The sequence below is a fragment of the Clostridium frigoris genome, assembly GCF_018861865.1.
In the GTDB taxonomy this organism is placed as follows: Bacteria; Bacillota; Clostridia; order Clostridiales; family Clostridiaceae; genus Clostridium_AD; species Clostridium_AD frigoris.
This window is the reverse complement of record NZ_JAHLDV010000006.1, coordinates 119,409-141,986: the sequence shown is the minus strand read 5'-3', so window position 1 is coordinate 141,986 and position 22,578 is coordinate 119,409. Positions and strand designations below refer to the sequence as shown.

Genomic DNA, 22,578 nt, shown 5'->3' with positions numbered 1-22,578 from the left:
AATAAATAGTTTAGAGATACTTTTAAATTTAGGAGGGAATCTATGAATATTCGAAGTAAAATAGAAACTAATGAAAAAAGTATCATTATAAAATATGGCGCGTTATCCATAAATTCAAAGGGACGCGAAAGATTAGAAGAGAAAGATGATGTAAGAACTTGTTATATGGTAGACAGAGATAGGATAATACACAGTAAATCATTTAGAAGACTAAAGCATAAAACTCAAGTATACATAAAGACAAGTAGTGATCACTATAGAACAAGGCTAACACATACATTAGAAGTTGCACAAATAGCTAGAACTATAGGACGGGGTATTGGCTTAAACGAGGATTTAATAGAAGCTATAGCTTTAGGGCACGATATAGGACATGTTCCTTTTGCTCATAATGGCGAATCTGTGCTTAATGATATTTTGCCACAAGGGTTCAGGCATAATGAAAATAGTATTAGGGTATTAACCAAAATAGAAAAAATAGGCGCAGGACTTAATTTAAGTGTGGAAGTATTAGATGGAATTCTGAACCATAGTGGGCTTTTGAAAAAATTTGGAGAGGCTGCAACTCTTGAGGGTCAAGTTGTTAGGTATAGTGATAAGATTGCATACGTAAATCACGATATTGATGATTCTATAAGGGCAAAGTTATTGACAGAAGAGATGTTGCCAATAGGAGCTAAAAAAGTATTAGGTACTAATCATGGTAACCGAATAGACACTTTAGTAAAAGATTGTATTCATAATACAATAAACAATTTAGATAAAGGAGTTATAGGGATATCACTTACAGAGGAAGTTGGAAACGCATTAGTAGATTTAAGAAATTTTATGTTTGAGAATATATATAGAGGTGAAATATTAAAGGAAGAAAGAAAAAAGGCACAATTTGTGGTGACGAATGTTTTTGAATACTACTATAAAAATCCATCTTCTATGCCAGACTTCTATAAGAGCATAGTTGAGGATGAGGGCTTGTATATAGGAGTAGCAGATTATATTTCCGGTATGAGTGATGATTATTGCTTAATGCTCTTTAATAATATATATGTACCTAAACTTATTGTTTATTAAAACATAATAATAAATATTAGAACTTATAGAAATGATAATATAAAAATTATAAATAAAAATAAATTTAAAAAAATGCAGGAAATTTCTATTTTATCAAGAATATATTATAAGCAGACATAATTATTATTAAAAAAAGTAAAATTAAAGAAGGATATCATGATTATTTGTCGAATTAGAACATATTGTGAACTTATATAAGTAAGGTGGTAATAATATATTGATTGCTGAGGATGTCATCTTAAAAATAAAAGAACAAAATGATATTGTGGATGTAATATCTGAAAGAGTTAAACTTAAAAAGGCAGGAAAAAATTATACTGGCCTTTGTCCTTTTCATAATGAGAAGAGTCCATCATTTACTGTGTCTACTGAAAAACAAATTTATAAATGTTTTGGATGTGGGGAAGCTGGGAATGTAATTAGTTATGTAATGAAGGATAGAAATGTAACTTTTCCAGAAGCAGCAAGGATACTTGCACAAAGGGCTAACATTAGTATAGAAGTGGACAATGGAGAAAATAATGTACAACGTGACATGTATAAAAAAATGTACAATATTAACGTGGAAGCTGCCAGGTATTTTTATGAAAACTTAAGAAAGGATAAGAAGGCTGAATTATATTTCATTAACAGAGGTATTACAGAGGCTACTATGAAAAAATTTGGGTTAGGGTTTTCTTTTGATAAATGGGATGGGTTGTTATTATATTTAAAAAAGAAAGGATACTCCGAACTAGATTTACTTAATATAGGATTAATTATTAAAAGTCCTAAGGGATCTTATTATGATAGATTTAGAAATAGGATAATGTTCCCTGTGTTTGATTATATGGGAAAAGTAATTGGATTTGGTGGAAGAGTTTTAGACGATTCGAAACCTAAATATTTAAATTCACCTGAAACTCCCTTATTTCATAAAGGATTAAATCTTTATGGATTAAATTTTGTAATTAAAAATAACAGATCTAGAACGATAATAATCGTAGAAGGGTATATGGATTGTATTTCACTTCATCAATATGGTTTTTCAAATGCAGTTGCGTCACTTGGTACCGCGCTTACAATTAATCAAGCAAAGTTATTGAAAAGACATGTAGATAAAGTTATTATTTCTTTTGATGCTGATGTTGCAGGGCAGGCTGCAACTATAAAGGGACTTGAGATATTAAGAAGTGAAGGCTTTGATTTAAGAGTTCTTATAGTTCCTAGTGGAAAGGATCCTGATGAATATATAAAAAATAGTGGGAAGCAGGCTTTTCAGAAATTAATAGATGATGCTCTTCCTTTAATAGATTATAGACTTAAAAGAGCAGCAGATGGAATAAATTTTTCGAATAGTGAAATGATAATACAGTATGTAAAAAAGGTTACTGAGATTATTGCAGAACTTAATCCTGTTGAAAAAGATGTTTATATAAAAAAGGTTTCTGAGGATACAGGTATCAAAGAACAAGCAATATATGACTTATTAAGCAAAGAAATCAATAAAAGTTCAAATAAAATGAAAAAAATGAATATACAACAAGATTTTGGACAAAAATTATATTTAGAGCCAGCTTATATTAAGGCTGAAAGAACTTTGTTGAAGTTTATGTTTATAAATGAAGAAAATTGTAACTATATTACAGAAAATATGTCTGTAGATCAATTAGCACTTCAAAGTCATAAAAGTATATATGAATTAATTGTTGAGTATAAAAACTTAGTAATTGATGAAAAAATAAAAAATATAGAACCTATGTGTGAGAAAGATGTAGAATGCACAAAAGAATGGATAAATATTATGGAAATTGAATTCTCTGGAAATGAAGAGGATCATAAAAAACTTATAAATGACTGCATAAAACAACTGAAAAAATTCAAGTTAGAGGAGTCGAAAAAAGAAATTATGAATAAAATCAAACAGTACGAATCAAAAGGTTTACTCGAAGAATCTATAAAACTTGCTCAAAAACTTATAGAATTACAAAAGGATTTAAAACAATTATAGTATTTAGAAAGGAGGTTATATGATGAAGGATAAAAGCTCAAAAATGACTATTGTTAAAAAACTTATTGAAAAAGGCAAGAAAAAAGGGTCCTTAACTTATAAAGAAGTAATGGATGAACTTTATGAAATAGAGTTGTCGCCAGAACAAATAGAGAAAGTTTATGAAGTTTTAGAATCAATGGAGATTGAGGTTGTTGGGGATATGCATCAAAAAGCTGCACCTGCTACAGGTGCTCAAGCAGAAACAGAACCCGAAACTGAGGAACTTGATGTTAGTATACCAGAAGGCATATCTATAGATGACCCAGTTCGAATGTATTTAAAAGAAATCGGAAAGGTAGCATTATTATCTTCGGCTGAGGAAATTGATCTTGCCAAAAGAAACGAAGAAGGAGATCTTGCTGCTAAGAAAAAACTTGCGGAAGCTAATTTAAGATTGGTAGTAAGTATAGCTAAGAGATATGTTGGACGTGGTATGTTGTTCCTAGATCTTATTCAAGAAGGTAATTTAGGACTAATAAAAGCTGTAGAAAAATATGATTATAGAAAAGGCTTTAAATTTAGTACTTATGCTACATGGTGGATTAGGCAGGCAATTACTAGAGCAATAGCCGATCAAGCAAGAACTATAAGGATACCAGTTCATATGGTTGAAACTATAAATAAGCTTATTAGAGTTTCAAGGCAATTGTTACAGGAACTTGGACGCGAACCTCAACCGGATGAAGTTGCTGAAAAAATGGAAATGCCAGTTGGAAAAGTTCGTGAAATCATGAAAATTGCACAAGAACCAGTGTCTCTTGAGACACCTATTGGTGAAGAAGAAGATAGTCATTTAGGTGATTTTATTCCAGATGATGATGCATTAGCACCAGCAGAAGCAGCTGCATTTACAATGCTAAAAGAACAATTAATAAGTGTTTTAGACACATTGACTCCTAGAGAAGAAAAAGTTTTAAGATTGAGATTTGGTTTAGATGATGGACGTGCAAGAACACTCGAAGAAGTTGGAAAAGAGTTTAATGTAACTAGGGAAAGAATAAGACAAATTGAAGCTAAAGCTCTACGTAAATTAAGACATCCAAGTAGAAGTAAAAAATTAAAAGATTATTTAGATTAGAACATCTTAAACACAAAAAAACGCCTTTTCAAGGTGTTTTTTTATTGACGGTGTAAAAATATGTAAATGCGTTTACAAGGTAGATTTATATATGATATAATACATTTTAGAAGGTGATTAAATGGATAGTTATGAATCAAAAAGAGGATACGGGTTAGTGCTTATGCTACTGACGACTGCGTTATATAATATATTAATTTTAATATTGCTTAAATACACTAACTCATACATTGTAGCTAATCTATTAAAACTTTTATTAGTCTCTTGTAATATATATCAAGCATATTATATATTACTGTTCGCCTCACTTAAATGCTCTATTGATGAGGGAAATCTTAAAATTTATGCTATTTGGTCGTTAAAAAAGGTAATTATACCACTAAATGAAATTGAAGGATATTCTATGTCAACTGGTAAAATAAAAGGCGTAAAGCTTAATGGGATAGCGGCTAGCGGTTTTGTAATGGGTAGATTTGTGATTGATAAAATAGGAATGTCTAGAATGTTTGTTACTGATAATAAAAATGTTTTTTATATAAAAACTAAACATATGAATTATGCAGTTTCACCACTTAACTATAAAAAATTTGAGGAAAAGTTAATATATCACGATATACATGTTGCGCAGTGGAAGTATAAAGTGAATAATAGTTATAATCTTCATAAAGACAAATATTTTATTGTGCCATTAATGATAGTTAGTATCATAATATTAGTATTAACTTTAAATCCACTTATATTGCATTTAAAAAATGCGATACCTGGTATTATGCCATTAAATTTTGATGCGAAATTTCAGCCAATAAAAATGGGAACAGGTAAACAATTTGCATTTACTCAAATGCTTTATGGAGTATTAAATATGGCTTTGCTTTTTTGTATGTATTATGCAAGTTATTTTTGTGCAAAATATGATAGGAAATCCGCATATAAATATATTTATTTGTCACTAGTTGTGGCGCTTATATTTTTAGTTATGCAGTTTAAAATATTAATTAACTTTAGATAAGGATGAGAATTATGGAGCTTAGTATAAGATTAAAATGTATTGTTAGTATGATTCAAAAATGTGATAGTGTTATTGATGTTGGTACGGATCATGGATATGTTCCTATTTATTTGGTGCAAAAGGGTATAACAAAAAAAGCTATTGCATCTGATATAAATAAAGGGCCAGTCCTTAAGGCCGAAAATAATATTGCCCGTAATAATGTTTGTAATCAAATTACTTGTAGACTAGGAAGTGGGCTATCTACTGTTAAAGAAAGCGAAGTTCAGGTAGCTATTATTGCAGGAATGGGTGGAAATTTAATAAGAGATATATTAGAAACAGATTTGGATATTGTTAAAAAATTAAAATACATGGTACTTCAACCAGTTCAAAATGCTGAAGTACTTAGAGAGTATTTATATAAAACTGGATATGATATTCTTGATGAAGAGATTTGTTATGATGATGGTAAGTTCTATGAAATAATAAAGGTTAGATATAATAATTTACCTAAAGTGTTAGATGATATATATTATGAAATAAGTAAAATACTATTAGATAAAAAACACTTAGTTATGAAAGAGTTTATAGAATACAAATTACATAAATATTCAAAAGTATACGATGCTTTAAATGAGGATACCATTTTAGCGAAAAATAGGAAAGAACAACTTTATTACGTAATATGCAAACTTAAGGAGTTTTTGGAATGCTTTTAAAAGTAAAAGATGTAGAAAATATTATGGAAGAATATGCACCCTCTATTTTAAAAGAGAGTTATGATAATGTAGGACTTATGGTTGGAGATAGCGAAGGCTTGGTTACAAAAATTTTAATCGCATTAGATTGTACAATGGATGTAATAGCTGAGGCGAAAAATAAAGGGTGCAATTTTATATTGACGCACCATCCTCTTCTTTTTGTTAAACCTAAAACAATTACTACGGGCACAATACTCGGAAAAAAGGTTATTGAGCTGATTAAAAATGATATAAATATATATTCTAGTCATACAAATCTTGATTCCGTTAAAGGTGGCTTGAATGATATTGTTACTGAAATCTTAGGATTTAGCAAATATAAAATAATAGATACATCAGATACAAAGGATGCAGGTATTGGTAGATTAGTAATTTTAGATAAGCCTATGCGATTTGCGGCGTTATGTGAAAATGTTAAAAGTACACTTAAAGCAGAATTTATAAGAGTTGTAGGTAATGATGATGCTTTAGTAAATACTATAGCTATTATAAATGGCAGTGGAGAAGATTTCTTTTCGAGAAGTGTAAAGCTTGGTGCAGACTGTATTATAACAGGAGATACGAAATACCATGGTGCTTGTGATTTATTAGAACAAAATATTGCTCTAATAGATGCAGGTCATTTTGAAACGGAGTGGATACCGTTTAAAGTATTTGTGAAAAAATTTAAAAAGCGATTAATAGAAGATGGTTATGATAATGAGGTTATACTTTCTAAGTGCACTTCTGATCCATATAAATTTAAATAGTGATTGCTTTTGTTTTAATAATATGATACTATTGTTTTGCGAGTAAGCCAGACAATCGCTGCTAAGTATTGCTTGCAATACATTAGAAGAGGAAAGTCCGAGCTCCACAGGGCAGGGTGCTGGGTAACCCCCAGTGAAGGCGACTTTAAGGAAAGTGCAACAGAGAGATACCGCTAAAGGTATTCTAAAGCTTTAGTTTACTAAAATTTTAGAATATACTAGCAAGGATGGAAAGGCGAGGTAAGAGCTCACCAGCGCACTGGCGACTTTGCGGCTATGTAAACCCCACTTGGAGCAAGATCGAATAGGAGAACATTTTGGGGCGGCCCGTCTCGTTCTCGGGTGTATCGCTTGAGCTTGTTGGTAACAATGAGCCTAGATAGATGATTGTCTAATACAGGACTCGGCTTATAGACTTAGTCGCACTAAATATAGAAAAGTACTCACCTTAGGGTGAGTTTTTTTTATTTTATAGAAAAATACAAATTATAAAATTAATTATATAAATATGTTAATAACTAAAAAGTAAGAGATAACTTTATTAGTATAAAATAAATAAATTGAATAAAAATGAAAAATATGGTATAGTCACCTAAAAGAAATTTGGAGTAATAATTTATTTAGAATTATTTCTATGCATATGATTTCTTTTAATGCAAAATGGGTTTTAACAACTAGAAGGAGAGTGTATTTATGGACTTATTATCAATTGTTAAAAGTATCAACGATATTTTGTGGGGATACATATTAATATTTCTGTTATGTGGTACTGGAATTTATTTTACTATAACTTTAAAATTTGTACAAGTTAGAAAATTTAAACAAGCCATGAAAAAAACTTTTGGAGGTGTTAAATTTGGGCATAAAGCAGGGAAGGATGGAATGTCATCTTTTCAGGCAATGACAACCTCAATAGCGGCTCAAGTAGGAACAGGAAATTTAGCAGGAGCAGCAACTGCTATTGCATCAGGAGGACCAGGGGCTATATTCTGGATGTGGTTAAGTGCTTTCTTTGGCATGGCAACTATTTTTGCGGAAGCAGTGCTAGGTCAAAAATTTAAACAGAAAGTTAATGGTGAGATGACAGGAGGCCCAGCATACTACATTAGTAAAGGGCTTAAAAGTAAAAAGTTGGCTGCATTTTTTTCAGTAACTATAATAATTGCCTTGGGATTTATAGGTAACATGGTACAATCTAATTCAATAAGTGCAGCAATAAGTTCAAATACTAATATTCGTATAATGGTTGGTGTTATAGTTGCAGCACTAGCAGGCATGATTTTTATTGGAGGGGTAGGTCGTATTGCATCCTTCACTGAAAAGGTAGTTCCAGTTATGGCTTTATTTTATATAATAGGTAGTTTAGCAATCATTATAATGAATTTTACTAATGTAGGACAAGCCTTTAAAATGATATTTGTAGGGGCATTTAACCCTAAGGCTGCTACAGGTGGGTTAATTGGAGTAGGAGTAAAAGAAGCTATGAGGTACGGCATTGCAAGAGGGTTATTCTCTAATGAAGCTGGAATGGGATCGACACCACATGCACATGCACTTGCAAAAGTTAACCATCCAGCTGAACAAGGATTGGTAGCTATAGTTTGTGTATTTATTGATACATTTGTAATTTTAACATTAACTGCACTTGTTATATTAACTACAGGTGCATTAGATGGAAAAACTACTGGTATAGATTTAACTCAAAAGGCGTTTACCAGTGGAATGGGAAGTTTTGGAGGACCATTTGTAGCTATAGCATTATTCTTCTTTGCTTTTTCTACCATAGTAGCTTGGTATTTCTTTGGAGAAGCTAATGTTAAATACTTATTTGGTAAAAAAGCGTTAACTACATATAGGTGGTTAGTCTTAGTATTTATAGTGTTAGGAGCATCTCTAAAAGTTGAATTAGTATGGGAACTTGCAGATACTTTTAATGGATTAATGGTTATACCAAATTTACTTGCATTATTAGGACTTGGAGCTTTAGTTAAAAAGAGCTTAAAAAATTATGAAGATGATTTTGAAGAGAAAAATTAGATAACATAGTATAAATTCATAATAAATGGGGGATAGCTTAATGAAGGCTATCCTCCATTTTGTATTTTTGTATTATCAACTTAAAAAATGAAATATTATCAATATAAAAAAATTTTATTCCAAAATGACCTTTTATAATTGGATGAAGTATATTATAATCTTATTATAACGAATTATAAAAGATAAATAATGTTTAATATTCGTATAAATTTAATTTTTGGAGGTATTAATCATGAAAAATAAGATATATAGGTTATATGTTGAGAAAAAAACGAACTATGATATTGAAGGTGGGAAAATACTAAGGGATATAAAAAAAAATCTAGGTATAGAAAGCCTTGATGGACTTAGGTTAGTCAGTAGATATGATGTTACAGGAATAACACAAGATCAATATCAATTGTCAAAAAATACTGTCTTTTCAGAGCCTACAGTTGATGATGTTTATGATGAAGAATTAGAGATGAAGGATTATAATACAATATTCGCTATTGAATTTTTGCCAGGTCAATATGATCAGAGAGCAGATTCGGCTGCTCAGTGCATTCAAATTTTAACACAAGAGGATAAACATATAGTTAAAACAGCAAGACTTATATTATTAAAAGGAAATGTTAGCATCAGTGAATTAGATAAGATTAAAGAATACTGCATAAATGCTGTAGATTCTAGAGAAGCAAGCTTAGAAAAACCTATGGATTTACAGCAGAGTTTTAATGAACCAGAGCAGGTTAAAATAGTAGAATCATTTATTAATATGAATGATGGTCAGTTAACAGATTTTTTAAAAAGTAATGGACTTGCTATGAGTTTTGAGGATTTGAAATATTGTAGTGATTATTTTAGAGAAACTGAGAAGAGAAATCCAACTATAACAGAGATAAAAGTCATTGATACATATTGGTCAGATCATTGTAGGCATACAACTTTTAATACTGTAATTGAAGATGTGTGCATTGAAGAAGGAAAATATTCTAAACCAATTAAGATGGCTTATAAAGAATATTTAGATACTAGAGATTTTGTATACGGCGCTACTACTAGAGACGTAACATTAATGGATATGGCTGTTATTGGTATGAAGGATTTAAGAAAACAAGGAAAATTACAGGATCTTGATGTTTCAGACGAAATCAACGCTTGTAGTATAGTTGTTGATGCAAATATTGATAATAAAAAAGAAAAATGGCTTGTAATGTTTAAAAATGAAACTCATAATCATCCTACAGAAATAGAACCTTTTGGTGGCGCAGCAACTTGCCTAGGTGGATCAATAAGAGATCCATTATCCGGTAGAAGTTATGTGTATCAGGCAATGCGTGTTACAGGAAGTGGTGATCCAAGAGCAAAAATTTCAGATACTATAAAAGGAAAATTACCTCAAAGAAAAATTACTCTTGAGGCTGCTCATGGATTTAGTTCATATGGAAATCAAATAGGGCTTGCTACAGGACTTGTTTCTGAGGTATATGATGAAGGATTTGTAGCTAAAAGAATGGAAGTAGGAGCAGTTATTGGAGCAGCGCCTTATAGCAACGTAGTGCGCGAGGAACCTGTTGCGTCTGACGTAGTTATACTTTTAGGTGGTAAAACAGGACGTGATGGATGTGGTGGTGCTACAGGGTCATCTAAGCAACATAGCGAAAGCTCACTACTAGATTCAGGAGCAGAAGTTCAAAAGGGTAATGCGCCTACAGAAAGAAAAATTCAAAGGCTATTTAGAAACCCAAAGGTTACTAAACTTATAAAAAGATGTAATGATTTTGGTGCAGGTGGAGTATCGGTAGCTATAGGAGAACTTGCAGATGCACTTATAATAAATTTGGATAAAGTCACTAAGAAATATGAAGGGCTAGATGGTACAGAGCTTGCTATATCAGAATCTCAAGAACGGATGGCTGTTGTAGTTAGGAAAGAAGACGCTAGTGTATTTATAAAACTATCAGAAGAAGAAAATTTAGAGGCTGTAGAAGTGGCTTTAATTACTAACGATAATAGACTTAAAATGGTATGGAAGGGTAAAACTATAGTTGATGTAAGTAGAAGTTTCCTTGATACCAATGGAGTTAAGCAACATGCAGATGTAAAAATAGCAACACCTAAAGAGGATGAATACTACTTTACAAAGAATGCATCAAAAAGTTTAAGTGAAGCTAAATCAATAAAATCTTTATGGAACTCTACATTATCAGACTTAAATGTTTGCAGTAAAAAGGGATTATCAGAGAGATTTGATAGCACTATAGGTGCAGGAACAGTACTTATGCCTTTCGGTGGGAAATATCAAAAAACACCAATTCAATCTATGATAGCAAAATTACCTGTACTAAGCGGAGATACTAACACAGGTACAATAATGGCTTATGGATATAATCCTAAATTAGCAAATTGGAGTCCATTCCATGGAGCTGCTTATGCAGTAATTGATTCTGTAACAAAGGTAGTTGCAAGTGGTGGTGATTTCGAGAATATTAAGTTAACATTCCAGGAATACTTTCAAAAATTAGCAAAAGAACCTTATAAATGGGGTAAGCCATTTTCAGCTCTTTTAGGAGCACTTCATGTTCAAAAAGAATTTAGTATAGCTGCAATTGGTGGAAAAGATAGTATGTCAGGTACCTTTAATGAAATGAATGTACCACCGACTTTGGTATCATTTGCTGTAGATGTTATAAATACAGATAAGGTTATATCCCCAGAATTTAAAAAAGGAAATAGTCAGGTTGTTTTAATTTATGCAACTATAGGTGAAGATGGATTACCTGATTTTGAAAAACTTCGTACAAATTATAAATTAGTAAAAAAATTAATTAGTAGTGGTAAAGTAATGTCTAGTTATGCAGTTGGAATGGGTGGACTTACAGAGGTTATATCAAAAATGAGTTTTGGTAATAATATAGGATTTACGTTTGCAAATGATGTTAATGTAGAGGATATATTTAAAGAAAACTATGGCAGCATAGTTATGGAAGTTGATAATGATGTGCTTGATGTCCTAACAAAGGAAAGTTCAAATATTCAAATACTTGGGCATACAACGGTTGAACCAGTTATTAAAGTCTTAGGGGAAACTATTAGTTTAGAAGAAGCTTTAAGTAATTGGGAAGAACCTTTAGAAAGTGTATTTAATACAAAGGTAAATAGTACAAAAGTAAATAGCACAAAAGTAGATAATAAAATTGAGCAAAATTATATAAGTATTGAAAATTCTAAATTAAAATTAGTTCCGGCTATTAAAATAGCAAAACCTAAAGTTATAATTCCAGTGTTCCCAGGAACTAATTGTGAATATGATTCTATGAGGGCTTTTGAGAAAGCTGGTGCTGAAGTAGAAATTATGGTAATAAACAATCTCTCAGCAAAACATATTGAGGAATCTATAAAAGCTATAGCACAAAAGATAAAAAAATCTCAAATTGTTATGCTACCAGGTGGATTTAGTGCTGGTGATGAACCAGATGGCTCTGGTAAATTTATAGCTACATTTTTTAGAAATCCTATAATAAGTGAAAGTATTAGTGAATTATTAGAGCAAAGAGATGGATTGATGCTTGGAATTTGCAACGGATTTCAGGCGTTAATAAAACTTGGACTTCTCCCTTATGGAAAAATAACCGATATAACACCAGACAGCCCAACATTAACGTACAACGAAATTGGAAGACATGTATCTTGTGTTGTACAAACTAAAATAATTTCAAACTTGTCTCCTTGGCTTAGTAATGTAAAAGTTGGGGATGTGCATTCTATTCCAGTCTCACATGGCGAGGGCAGATTTGTAGCAAATGATGATGTGATTAAAAAATTATTTGTAAATGGGCAAGTAGCCACTCAATATGTAGACTTTGATGGTGCTGCAAGTTATGATATAAACTTTAATCCTAATGGTTCAAAACATGCTATAGAGGGAATTACAAGTTTGGATGGAAGAATCTTTGGTAAGATGGGTCATTCGGAAAGAGTTGGAGTTAACACTTTAGTGAATGTTATTGGAAATAAGGATCAAAAGATATTTGATGCTGGAGTAAACTACTTTAAATAAAATACGAACGATAAATCGACAAAATGTAGTTATTTGTGTTTATATCAATATAAACACGAACAATAATAATATTATCAAGATTAATGCATTGACTTATTTAAAAATAGATGGTAACATTAAAACATAAATTAGGGAAAAAACAAATATTAGTTCATCGATATATTTCTAAGGATATGGCTTAGATGTTTCTACGAGAGGCCGTTAACTTCTCACTATTGGTGAATCTTGAATTGACATTATAAAGGGGAATGAAATAGACTCCTAATTCAGGATTACACCATTAAAATAACTTTTTTAATGGTGTAATTTTTTTTACTTAAAAATAATAAAGTAAAAAGTTTTATTATAATCGGAGGTAAACATTTATGAAGGTAGGAATTATATTTGGAAGCAAATCAGATAAAGATATAATGAAAAATGCTGCAATGGCGCTTAAGGAATTTGGAGTGGATTATGAAGTACACATTCTCTCAGCTCACAGAGTGCCAGAAAGATTAACCCAGGTAATAAGGGAAATGGAAGATAGTGGGGTAGAATGTATTATAGCTGGAGCAGGCCTTGCCGCGCATCTTCCAGGAGTAATTGCATCACAGACCATTCTTCCAGTGATTGGAGTTCCAATTAAGGCAGCCCTTGGGGGTATGGATTCATTACTTTCAATTGTTCAGATGCCAAAAGCTATTCCTGTAGCTACTGTGGGCATCAATAACAGTTATAATGCTGGTATGCTTTCAGTTCAAGTTTTATCTCTTAAATACATGGAACTTAAAGATAAGCTAATTACATATAGAACAGAAATGAAAGAAAAATTTATATCAGAAAATGAAGAGCAAATAGAATTTTAAAGATAAAATAAAAATTAATATACTAAGGAGTGTTATAAATGGGAGATTCAGTGTTATTATATGAGGGAAAAGCTAAAAAAATGTTTAGTACAGATAATAAAGATGAAATAAGAGTATATTTTAAGGATGATGCGACAGCTGGAAACGGTGCTAAAAAGGGTCAAATTGAGAAAAAAGGAATTTTAAATAATAGTATAACTACTACGTTATATGAGTTACTAGAGAAAAAAGGTATAAAAACTCATTTTATTAAGAAAATAAATGATAGAGAACAATTATGCAAAAAGGTTGAAATAGTGCCTTTAGAAGTAATTATAAGAAATGTGGCAGCTGGTAGCATGGCAAAACGATATGGTATAGAAGAAGGAAGTAAGCTTAAAATAACTGTAATTGAATTAAGTTATAAAAATGATGATTTAGGTGATCCTCTTATAAATGATTATCATGCTGTAGCTATGGGACTTACTACTTTTGAAGAATTAGGAGAAATATATAAAATGGCTTTTGAAGTAAATGATATATTAAAAGAGGCTTTCCTAAAACAAGATATTAATTTAATAGATTTTAAATTAGAATTTGGAAGATTTAAAGGCGAAGTAATTTTGGCAGATGAGATATCACCAGATACTTGTAGATTATGGGATGTTAAAACTGGAGAGAAACTAGATAAAGATAGATTTAGAAGAGATTTAGGAAATGTTACCCAGGCTTATGAAGAAATATTAAGTAGAATTACTAAATAAAAAACAAGTTGTAATGTAGACACAAAAGCAGTGAACAAAAAAGAATAGAAACTAACATATAGGGAGGAATTTCTTTGAGTGAATTTATAGTACCAAATGAAGTCACTATTAATGATCAAGATAAGTTTAAAGATGAGTGTGGTGTTTTTGGAATTTTTGCGACGGACAAAGATTTAGATGTTGCTACACTCACTTATTATGGACTTTATGCTTTGCAACACAGGGGAGAAGAAAGTGCTGGAATAGTATATTCTGATGGAGTTACTCTTACTTGTGAAAAGGCTATGGGCCTTGTATGTGATGTTTTTAATAAACAAATGATTAGTAAAATGAAGGGCCATGCGGCTATTGGGCACGTTAGATATTCAACTACAGGATCTAGTGAAGTGAAAAATGCACAGCCTCTTTTAAGTAAATCTAAACTAGGTGACATAGCAATAGCTCATAATGGTAATTTAGTGAATGCAGAAGTCATCCGTGAGTTACTTGAGGATTGTGGATACATGTTTCAAACATCAATAGATTCAGAAGTAATACTTAATCTAATTGCTAGAGGCGCAAAAAAAGGTGTTGAAAAAGCAGTAGTTGATGCAATACAAGCTGTTAAAGGTTCTTATGGAATAGTAATGCTTACAAAAGATAAGTTAATAGGCGTTAGGGATCAAAATGGTATTAGACCTCTTTGCCTAGGTAAAATAGGAAATAGTTATGTTATAGCATCAGAAAGTTGTGCACTTGATGCAGTTGGTGCAGAATTTTTAAGAGATGTAAAACCTGGTGAAATAGTAATGATAGATGAAACCGGACTTACGTCTATTAATTTTGCAGAAAAAACCAAAAATTCAACATGTTCTTTCGAATATATATATTTTGCAAGACCAGACAGTACCATTGATGGAATAAATGTATATACTTCAAGAGTTGCGGCTGGAGAACAGCTATTTAAAGAGTCTCCAGTGGATGCGGATATGGTTATAGGAGTTCCAGATTCAGGACTAGCATCAGCAATAGGTTATTCTAAAATCTCTGGGATACCTTTTGGAATAGGCCTTATAAAAAATAGATATGTAGGAAGAACTTTTATAAGTCCAACTCAAGAAATTCGGGAAAAGGCAGTTTCGGTAAAACTAAATGCACTAAAAATTAATGTAGAAGGTAAAAGAGTTATTTTAATAGATGATTCAATAGTTCGTGGAACTACAAGTAAAAGATTAGTTGACATTTTAAAGAAAGCTGGGGCTACAGAGGTTCATTTTAGGGTTTGTTCACCAGTAGTAAAATATCCATGTTATTTTGGAATAGATACGCCTTATAGAAAAGATTTAATAGGTTCAAATATTAGTGTTGAGGAAATAAGACAAGAGATAGGTGCAGATAGTCTCGGATATTTAAGCATAGATGGACTTCTTAAAACACTTGGTCATAATGAATTTTGCTTAGGTTGTTTTAATGGTACATATCCAGTATCAGCTCCATATGAAACTGAGAAAGAAAAATTAGGAAAGTAGGGGATATTTATGATAACTTATAAAGATGCAGGTGTTAATATTGAAGAAGGATATAAATCAGTAAAGTTAATACAACAATATGCAGCAGAAACATTTACAAAGGGTGTTTTAAATCATTTAGGAAGTTTTGCTGGTATGTTCGAAATAGGAGAGGGTTATAAAAATCCTATTTTAGTTTCTGGTACTGATGGAGTTGGAACAAAACTTGATATAGCATTTAGAATGAAAAAATATGACACTGTAGGTATTGACTGCGTTGCTATGTGTGTTAATGATGTCCTTTGTCATGGTGCAAAACCTCTTTTCTTTTTAGATTATATCGCTTGTGGTAAATTAGATTCTAAAGTATCGGCTCAGCTTGTAAAAGGTGTGTCAAATGGATGTATTCAATCTAATTGTGCATTAATAGGCGGCGAAACTGCTGAAATGCCAGGCTTTTATCGCGATGGAGAATATGATATGGCAGGATTTACTGTAGGAATAGTTGATAAACATAAAATTATTGATGGTTCTGCTATTAAAGGCGGACATTCACTTGTAGGAATTGAGTCCTCAGGTCTTCATAGTAATGGGTATTCCTTAGTTAGAAAGTTAATAACAAATTTAGATGAAGATTTTAATGGAGATAAGATTGGAAATGCTCTTTTAACTCCAACAAAAATATATGTAAAAACTATATTAAGTCTTTTAGATAAATTTGATATAAAAGGAATGGCTCATATAACTGGTGGCGGTTTTTATGAAAATATTCCAAGAATGTTTAATGGAGCGTTTACCGCAGTAGTTGATAAAAACAGCTTTAATACCCCAGACATCTGTAAACATCTAATGTCTCTTGGAGTGACTGAGGAGCACATGTTTAACACATATAATATGGGAATAGGATATGTATTATGTGTTGAAGATAAAGATGTTATGAAAATTATAAAGACAATTAGTGATTTAGGTGACAAAGCATATAAAATTGGTCACGTTGAGGCTGGAGGTGCAGGAGTTTGCTTAAAATAGCCGTATTGGTCTCAGGTGGCGGAAGCAATCTTCAATCCATTATAGATAATATAGAAAGTGGAGACTTAAACTGTTCTATAGAAGTAGTAATTAGTGATAAAAAAGATGCATACGGTATAGATAGGGCAAAAGCTAAAAATATAAAAACGTACATATTAGATAGAAAGCAGTATAAGGAAAATATGTCAGATGAAATATTAAAAATTTTAGATAAAAAGGTAGATTTAATAGTGTTGGCTGGTTTTTTATCTATACTTCAAGGGGAACTTCTCTCAGTATTTAAGGGTAAAATCATAAATATACATCCAGCTCTTATCCCATCATTTTGTGGTGGTGGTATGTATGGATTAAAAGTACATGAGAAGGCTATAGAATATGGAGTTAAAGTTTCAGGGTGCACTGTCCATTTTGTAGATGAGGGAACAGACTCAGGACCAATAATAATTCAAAATGTTGTACCTGTTTTCAGTGAAGATACAGCTAAAGAGTTACAACTAAGAGTTTTAGAAGAGGAACATAAGGCACTACCTGAAGCTATTAAATATATAAGTGAGGGAAAAATAAGGATTGAAGGAAGAAAAGTACTAGGTATATGAAAGGTGGAATTTTAATGATTAAAACAGCACTTATAAGTGTGTTTGATAAAGCAAATATTTTAGATCTTGCAACATCACTTCAAAACAATGGAGTAGAGATTATATCTACAGGTGGAACGTTTAAGTATTTAAAAGAAAATGGCATAAAAGTTGTAGAGATTTCTGATGTTACAGGATTTGAAGAAATATTAGATGGAAGAGTTAAAACATTACATCCAGTTATTCATAGTGGAATACTTGCAGTACGTGATAATAAAGAGCATATGGCAACTATTAAAGCTAAAGGAATAAAACCTATTGATATGGTAGTAGTTAATCTTTATCCTTTCTTTGATAAAGTGAGCGAAGATATAAGTTTTGAGGAGAAAGTTGAATTCATTGATATTGGTGGACCAACAATGCTAAGAGCAGCAGCTAAAAACTTTAAAGATGTTATTGTACTTAGTGATGCAACAGATTATGAAAACATAATAAAGAAAATGGATGCTAAAGAAGAAGTAGATTTTGAGACTAGAAAACACCTAGCAGGTAAAGTGTTTAATTTAGTATCAGCTTATGATGCAGCTATTAGTGAGTTTTTACTAGGCGAGCAGTCTTACCCAGACTATTTTTCTGTATCATATAAAAAACAAATGGATTTAAGATATGGAGAGAATCCTCATCAAAGTGCAGCTTATTATGTTAAAACAACTGGAAATGGAGCAATGAAAAATTTTGAACAGTTAAATGGCAAGGAATTATCTTATAATAATATAAAAGACATGGATATTGCATGGAAAGTAGTATGTGATTTCGATGAAATTGCTTGCTGCGCTCTAAAGCATAACACGCCATGTGGTGTGGCCATAGGTGATAGTACACTTGATACTTATAAAAAGGCGTATGAATGTGATCCAATGTCTATATTTGGTGGTATTGTTGCGTTTAATAGAAAAGTTGATAAAGAAACTGCTCTTGAGCTTAAAAAGATATTTTTAGAGGTGATTATTGCACCAGAATTTGATGATGATGCATTAGAAGTATTAAAAGGTAAGAAAAATTTAAGAGTTGTTAAGTGTTTACATAAATCAGAAGGCACTATGAATATGGTTAATGTCGATGGCGGCTTATTAGTACAAAGTGCAGATAATAAATTAGTAGATGAAATAAAAGTAGTTACTAAAAAGAGTCCGACCCAGGAAGAAGTAAAAGATTTAATATTTGCTATGAAAGTAGTTAAATATGTTAAATCTAATGCCATTGTAGTAGTTAAAGATGGTGTCACTAAAGGAATCGGGGTAGGCCAAGTTAATAGAATATGGGCGGCAGAGCATGCCTTAGAAAGAGGAGTAGATGCAACTGTTATGGCATCAGATGCATTCTTCCCATTTGGAGACGTTGTAGAACTTGCTGCAAAATATAATATAAAAGCAATAATTCAACCAGGTGGTTCAATTAAAGATGTACAATCAATAGAGATGTGTGATAAAAATGATATTGCTATGGTATTTACGGGAATTAGACATTTTAAGCACTAATAATAATTTCATGATGGGATAACTTAGTTATTCCATCAATTTTAACGACATTTCAGAAGGTAATTAACTCTCACTTATATAAGTGGGAGTTAATTACCTTAGTGGAAATAAAATTACAGTTGGAGTATAAATCTCCTTCTGAAGTCGTTAATTTGCAGCTCCGCAGGAGATGATTTAGTTTATAGAGATAAAGGAGATGGAATAATGAAGGTATTAATTATTGGTTCTGGTGGACGTGAACATGCTTTAGCATCCAAGGTCGCAGAAAATGACCATGTTCAGACGGTTTATTGTGCACCTGGTAATGGCGGTACATATAGAGAAAATAAGTGTGAGAATATTAATATTACGCAAATGGATGAGCTTTTGGCATTTGCTATTGAACACAAGATAGATATTACAATTGTTGGATCAGAGGAGTGGCTTGTTCAAGGAATAGTAGATAAGTTTAATGAAAAGGGACTTAAAATATTAGGACCAAGCGCGAAAGCTGCAAGACTTGAAGGAAGTAAATCCTATTCAAAAGAATTTATGAAAAAATACGGAATAAAAACAGCCGCATATGAGGTATTTGAAGATGAGACTAAAGCTATAGATTATCTTAAAAATTGTGAATATCCTATAGTAATTAAGGCTGATGGACTAGCTGCAGGTAAAGGGGTAGTTATTTGCAGTAATTTTTCTGAGGCTAAAAGTAGTATAAATGACTTTATGGTAGTGGATATATTTAAAGGCAGTGGGAAGAAAATTATAATAGAAGAATTTTTGGAAGGTGTTGAGGCATCTATACTCTCTATAACAGACGGGAAAATTATACTCCCATTTGTATCTTCAAAAGATCATAAACAGATATTTGATGGGGGAGTAGGACCTAATACAGGAGGAATGGGAGCTATAGCACCGAATCCATACTGTACTAAAGAAGTATTAGATGAATTTCACAAAAATATATTATTGCCAACTCTTAAAGGAATTCAAGAAGAAAAAATGGATTATAGGGGTATAATATTTTTCGGCATAATGATAACTAAAAAAGGTGTATATTTGCTTGAATATAATGTAAGATTTGGAGACCCTGAAACACAAGCGGTGCTTCCACTTATGAAGAGTGATTTTACGAAACTTATAATGAGCGCAATAGATGGAGAACTTAAAAATTTTAACTTGCAGTGGAATGATGGATATTCTTGTTGCCTAATTGCTGCATCAAAAGGTTATCCTGGAAAATATAATACAGGATATGAAATATGTGAAGATGGAGAATTAGAAGGTAAATTGTTTTTAGCAGGTGCAACTGGTGATAATGGTCTTTTAAAGACAAACGGTGGAAGAGTTCTAGGAATAACAGGGTTTGGTGGAACACTAGAAAAAGCAAGGGAAATAGCTTACTCTGATATGAAAAAAGTTCAGTTTGATGGGATGTATTATAGAAAAGATATTGGAAAATAGAAATAAAAGAGGCGGATGAAATATAAAGTAGACCCTTTGTCAAGGACATTTTAAAAAAAGAGGCTTAAATAGAATACCCTCCTGTCATAAACATGATATGAGGGTATTTTTCTATATTTTTATAGGATATTCACCACTTTTTAAGTAAGTGGCATATTGATTTGGTGATAATTTTGCTAGTCCCCATTGATAGCGGTCATTGTTGTAATAATCCATATAATCATCAACCACAAGCTTTAAATCCAAGATGTTATAGCATCTTTCAAGATGTATTTCATCCTTCATATGGCCAAAAAATGATTCCTGTGGAGCATTGTCCCAACAGTTACCTCGTCTAGACATAGATTGGCGTAGTTTCTTATCTTTTAAAAGCTGTCGAAAAGATATGCTGGTATAATGACATCCCTGATCGGAATGTAGGATCGTTTCTTCGCTTAATGAAATTCCATGATTTTGTATAAGTATATTTACTGTTTCAAGCACAAAATCTACTGCTAATGATTCGCTAACAACATACGCCATTACCTGTTTAGTACAAGCATCCTTAATGACTGAAAGATATGCCTTAGAGCCATGATTATAGAAAAGGTATGTTATATCAGTGAGTAGTATCATACCAGGACCATGCTCTTGGAACTCTCCATTCACCAGGTTTTCAGAAACATTGTTAGTTTTCATGGCTTTTGCCATACGTCGATATGGATTTGCTTTGCGTATTGGACATATTAGCCTGTATTTGTTCATAAGGCGCTGTATTTTCTTGCGGTTCATTCTAATTCCTTGATTCAGAAGGCGCATATGTATTCCCCGTGAACCCTTATCATAACCACGAAACTTATACGCTTCTAGAATCAGTTCAAAATCTCTTTTGTCTTGTTCTTGATTCTCATTTCTTGTATCTATATTGTTTTGCCAGCGGTAATATCCTGAACGTGATACTTCAGCTGTATGGCAGAGCAAACTGATGTTTAAGAGGTTGTTATCCCATTCAATCATTTTTTCAATGAGTTTGTATTTGATGGGTGCCTTCGCTTGTATTCCCAGTTTGCCTCCCGGTCCATTTGAGTATTTTTTTTTAGGAACTCATTTTCTTGATTTAAATATAAGATTTTCTGCTCTAATCGTTTAATTTTTTCAGTATCAGTGAGTTGCTTTGTGACAGGACGCCCAGAGTTATTCTTCCTTGTATCTTCAAAGCCTTCCGGCCGTAACTCACAACGTTTCATTCGGGTTACAATACTGTCTCTTCGTCTCCTTCCAAGTAGAAGATGATCAAAACCCATATCCTCTAAAATTTGCACCGGAAGTTTTCCACCACGATATTCTTCCTCGAATTCTTCTTTAAATTTTTTTGTATAAGTAATTGATTTTGCGCTTACCTTCTGAACGTATGCATTCTGCCGAAGTTCGCTCTGTTGTTCTTCAGTAAAATAACTTTTCGACATAGCAACACTCCCTAACTTGATGTATTAAGTATAACAAAAAAGACCCTATAATATAGAGTCAGTTAATTTATTGAGACAAGAATGCCTCTTTTTTTAACTGTCTACCTTATAGGGTCCATTTTAATAATCATCTGCCTCTTTTATTAGAAATTTTAAAGTTAAAACCAAGGACACTTATAAATCCAAATACCCAAAAACAACTGGTAAATACATGAAGATACTTAATAAACTATTGATTTATATGTCAAAAATACGTATTATATATAGGTGGAGTAAAATTATAATTATTTCAAATGAGGAATTAAGAAAAATAAAAGTTAACAAAAATAATAATATATGATAGGAGGAATTAGAATGTTAGAACAAGAAGGGAAAAATGCAAATAATGAAGACGGTCAATTAGCAATGAAAGATGAAAAATTAGTTAAATCTAATTCAAATAATGCATCAAGACCTACTTTTTTAAACACTTTTATGGCAAGCCTTATAGATCTAATAGTTGTAGGTGTGACATCAACATTAGTGGTATTTATAATAGATACTATACTTAGAATATCAGGATACGCATTTACGCAAAAATTTGGAATGATATTTGTGATTTTTATGGTTATTATGGTATTATACATGAGTATTATGGAAAGTGGAAAAACGTCAGCTACATTTGGAAAAAAAGCATCAGGATTATTTATTACTAAACGATAGGAGT

18 protein-coding genes, 1 other RNA gene and 1 riboswitch are annotated in these 22,578 nt (G+C 31.8%); of the genes, 17 read left to right on the top strand and 2 right to left on the bottom strand.

Annotated elements, in window-relative coordinates:
• Positions 1-42: 42 nt before the first annotated feature.
• The 16 genes from KPL37_RS05070 (at position 43) to purD (ending at position 20,427) form a co-directional block, all read left to right on the top strand.
• Complete coding sequence (locus KPL37_RS05070; RefSeq protein ID WP_216146323.1) at positions 43-1,071, top strand: deoxyguanosinetriphosphate triphosphohydrolase; 1,029 nt, start codon at positions 43-45, stop codon at positions 1,069-1,071.
• 217 nt (positions 1,072-1,288) lie between these two features.
• Positions 1,289-3,061 carry a DNA primase gene (dnaG, locus tag KPL37_RS05065; RefSeq protein ID WP_216146322.1) on the top strand — a complete coding sequence of 591 codons (1,773 nt, stop codon included), beginning with the start codon at positions 1,289-1,291 and terminating at the stop codon, positions 3,059-3,061.
• A gap of 22 nt (positions 3,062-3,083) precedes the next feature.
• Positions 3,084-4,181, top strand: a complete 1,098-nt coding sequence (gene rpoD / locus KPL37_RS05060; RefSeq protein WP_216146343.1) for an RNA polymerase sigma factor RpoD — start codon at positions 3,084-3,086, stop codon at positions 4,179-4,181.
• Positions 4,182-4,302: 121 nt separating this feature from the next.
• Positions 4,303-5,190 carry a PH domain-containing protein gene (locus KPL37_RS05055; protein ID WP_216146321.1) on the top strand — a complete coding sequence of 296 codons (888 nt, stop codon included), beginning with the start codon at positions 4,303-4,305 and terminating at the stop codon, positions 5,188-5,190.
• A gap of 11 nt (positions 5,191-5,201) precedes the next feature.
• A complete protein-coding gene (locus tag KPL37_RS05050) occupies positions 5,202-5,891 on the top strand; it encodes a tRNA (adenine(22)-N(1))-methyltransferase (RefSeq protein ID WP_216146320.1) in 690 nt (229 codons plus the stop codon).
• On the top strand, positions 5,882-6,682 hold the full coding sequence (locus KPL37_RS05045) for a Nif3-like dinuclear metal center hexameric protein (protein ID WP_216146319.1): 801 nt from the start codon (positions 5,882-5,884) through the stop codon (positions 6,680-6,682). Before KPL37_RS05050 ends, KPL37_RS05045 begins: the two co-directional genes overlap by 10 nt.
• A gap of 39 nt (positions 6,683-6,721) precedes the next feature.
• Positions 6,722-7,109, top strand: an RNA gene (rnpB, locus tag KPL37_RS05040) — RNase P RNA component class A.
• A gap of 266 nt (positions 7,110-7,375) precedes the next feature.
• Positions 7,376-8,719 (top strand): alanine/glycine:cation symporter family protein, encoded by a 1,344-nt coding sequence (locus KPL37_RS05035; protein WP_216146318.1) that lies wholly within the window; start codon positions 7,376-7,378, stop codon positions 8,717-8,719.
• A gap of 232 nt (positions 8,720-8,951) precedes the next feature.
• The gene (locus tag KPL37_RS05030; protein WP_216146317.1) at positions 8,952-12,761 is read left to right on the top strand and encodes a phosphoribosylformylglycinamidine synthase; all 3,810 of its coding nucleotides are present in this window, start codon (positions 8,952-8,954) and stop codon (positions 12,759-12,761) included.
• Positions 12,762-12,896: 135 nt separating this feature from the next.
• A riboswitch (purine riboswitch) is annotated at positions 12,897-12,996 on the top strand.
• 130 nt (positions 12,997-13,126) lie between these two features.
• Complete coding sequence (purE, locus tag KPL37_RS05025) at positions 13,127-13,606, top strand: 5-(carboxyamino)imidazole ribonucleotide mutase (protein WP_216146316.1); 480 nt, start codon at positions 13,127-13,129, stop codon at positions 13,604-13,606.
• A gap of 38 nt (positions 13,607-13,644) precedes the next feature.
• Positions 13,645-14,349 carry a phosphoribosylaminoimidazolesuccinocarboxamide synthase gene (gene purC / locus KPL37_RS05020; protein WP_216146315.1) on the top strand — a complete coding sequence of 235 codons (705 nt, stop codon included), beginning with the start codon at positions 13,645-13,647 and terminating at the stop codon, positions 14,347-14,349.
• A gap of 74 nt (positions 14,350-14,423) precedes the next feature.
• On the top strand, positions 14,424-15,857 hold the full coding sequence (purF, locus tag KPL37_RS05015) for an amidophosphoribosyltransferase (RefSeq protein ID WP_246578124.1): 1,434 nt from the start codon (positions 14,424-14,426) through the stop codon (positions 15,855-15,857).
• 9 nt (positions 15,858-15,866) lie between these two features.
• Positions 15,867-16,865, top strand: a complete 999-nt coding sequence (gene purM, locus KPL37_RS05010; protein WP_216146314.1) for a phosphoribosylformylglycinamidine cyclo-ligase — start codon at positions 15,867-15,869, stop codon at positions 16,863-16,865.
• On the top strand, positions 16,853-17,461 hold the full coding sequence (gene purN / locus KPL37_RS05005; RefSeq protein ID WP_216146313.1) for a phosphoribosylglycinamide formyltransferase: 609 nt from the start codon (positions 16,853-16,855) through the stop codon (positions 17,459-17,461). Before purM ends, purN begins: the two co-directional genes overlap by 13 nt.
• 14 nt (positions 17,462-17,475) lie before the next feature.
• The gene (purH, locus tag KPL37_RS05000; RefSeq protein WP_216146312.1) at positions 17,476-18,978 is read left to right on the top strand and encodes a bifunctional phosphoribosylaminoimidazolecarboxamide formyltransferase/IMP cyclohydrolase; all 1,503 of its coding nucleotides are present in this window, start codon (positions 17,476-17,478) and stop codon (positions 18,976-18,978) included.
• 204 nt (positions 18,979-19,182) lie between these two features.
• Positions 19,183-20,427, top strand: a complete 1,245-nt coding sequence (purD, locus tag KPL37_RS04995) for a phosphoribosylamine--glycine ligase (RefSeq protein WP_216146311.1) — start codon at positions 19,183-19,185, stop codon at positions 20,425-20,427.
• A gap of 111 nt (positions 20,428-20,538) precedes the next feature.
• Here the strand turns inward: purD and KPL37_RS04990 are convergent, their stop codons facing one another.
• Both KPL37_RS04990 and KPL37_RS19675 read right to left on the bottom strand, forming a co-directional pair.
• Positions 20,539-21,423, bottom strand: a complete 885-nt coding sequence (locus KPL37_RS04990; protein ID WP_246578123.1) for an IS3 family transposase — start codon at positions 21,421-21,423, stop codon at positions 20,539-20,541.
• Positions 21,420-21,872 carry an HTH domain-containing protein gene (locus KPL37_RS19675; RefSeq protein WP_246578122.1) on the bottom strand — a complete coding sequence of 151 codons (453 nt, stop codon included), beginning with the start codon at positions 21,870-21,872 and terminating at the stop codon, positions 21,420-21,422. Before KPL37_RS19675 ends, KPL37_RS04990 begins: the two co-directional genes overlap by 4 nt.
• Before the next feature lie 354 nt (positions 21,873-22,226).
• Here KPL37_RS19675 and KPL37_RS04985 point away from each other — a divergent pair, with 354 nt between their 5' ends.
• On the top strand, positions 22,227-22,574 hold the full coding sequence (locus KPL37_RS04985; RefSeq protein WP_216146310.1) for an RDD family protein: 348 nt from the start codon (positions 22,227-22,229) through the stop codon (positions 22,572-22,574).
• Positions 22,575-22,578 lie beyond the last annotated feature (4 nt).

Excerpts from the sequence above, each read along its gene's own strand:
- KPL37_RS05070 (WP_216146323.1), top strand. The coding sequence starts at position 43 with ATGAATATTCGAAGTAAAATAGAAACTAATGAAAAAAGTATCATTATA.
- rpoD (WP_216146343.1), top strand. The coding sequence starts at position 3,084 with ATGAAGGATAAAAGCTCAAAAATGACTATTGTTAAAAAACTTATTGAA.
- KPL37_RS05055 (WP_216146321.1), top strand. The coding sequence starts at position 4,303 with ATGGATAGTTATGAATCAAAAAGAGGATACGGGTTAGTGCTTATGCTA.
- KPL37_RS05050 (WP_216146320.1), top strand. The coding sequence starts at position 5,202 with ATGGAGCTTAGTATAAGATTAAAATGTATTGTTAGTATGATTCAAAAA.
- KPL37_RS05045 (WP_216146319.1), top strand. The coding sequence starts at position 5,882 with ATGCTTTTAAAAGTAAAAGATGTAGAAAATATTATGGAAGAATATGCA.
- KPL37_RS05035 (WP_216146318.1), top strand. The coding sequence starts at position 7,376 with ATGGACTTATTATCAATTGTTAAAAGTATCAACGATATTTTGTGGGGA.
- KPL37_RS05030 (WP_216146317.1), top strand. The coding sequence starts at position 8,952 with ATGAAAAATAAGATATATAGGTTATATGTTGAGAAAAAAACGAACTAT.
- purE (WP_216146316.1), top strand. The coding sequence starts at position 13,127 with ATGAAGGTAGGAATTATATTTGGAAGCAAATCAGATAAAGATATAATG.
- purC (WP_216146315.1), top strand. The coding sequence starts at position 13,645 with ATGGGAGATTCAGTGTTATTATATGAGGGAAAAGCTAAAAAAATGTTT.
- purM (WP_216146314.1), top strand. The coding sequence starts at position 15,867 with ATGATAACTTATAAAGATGCAGGTGTTAATATTGAAGAAGGATATAAA.
- purH (WP_216146312.1), top strand. The coding sequence starts at position 17,476 with ATGATTAAAACAGCACTTATAAGTGTGTTTGATAAAGCAAATATTTTA.
- purD (WP_216146311.1), top strand. The coding sequence starts at position 19,183 with ATGAAGGTATTAATTATTGGTTCTGGTGGACGTGAACATGCTTTAGCA.
- KPL37_RS04990 (WP_246578123.1), bottom strand. The coding sequence starts at position 21,423 with ATGATTGAATGGGATAACAACCTCTTAAACATCAGTTTGCTCTGCCAT.
- KPL37_RS19675 (WP_246578122.1), bottom strand. The coding sequence starts at position 21,872 with ATGTCGAAAAGTTATTTTACTGAAGAACAACAGAGCGAACTTCGGCAG.
- KPL37_RS04985 (WP_216146310.1), top strand. The coding sequence starts at position 22,227 with ATGTTAGAACAAGAAGGGAAAAATGCAAATAATGAAGACGGTCAATTA.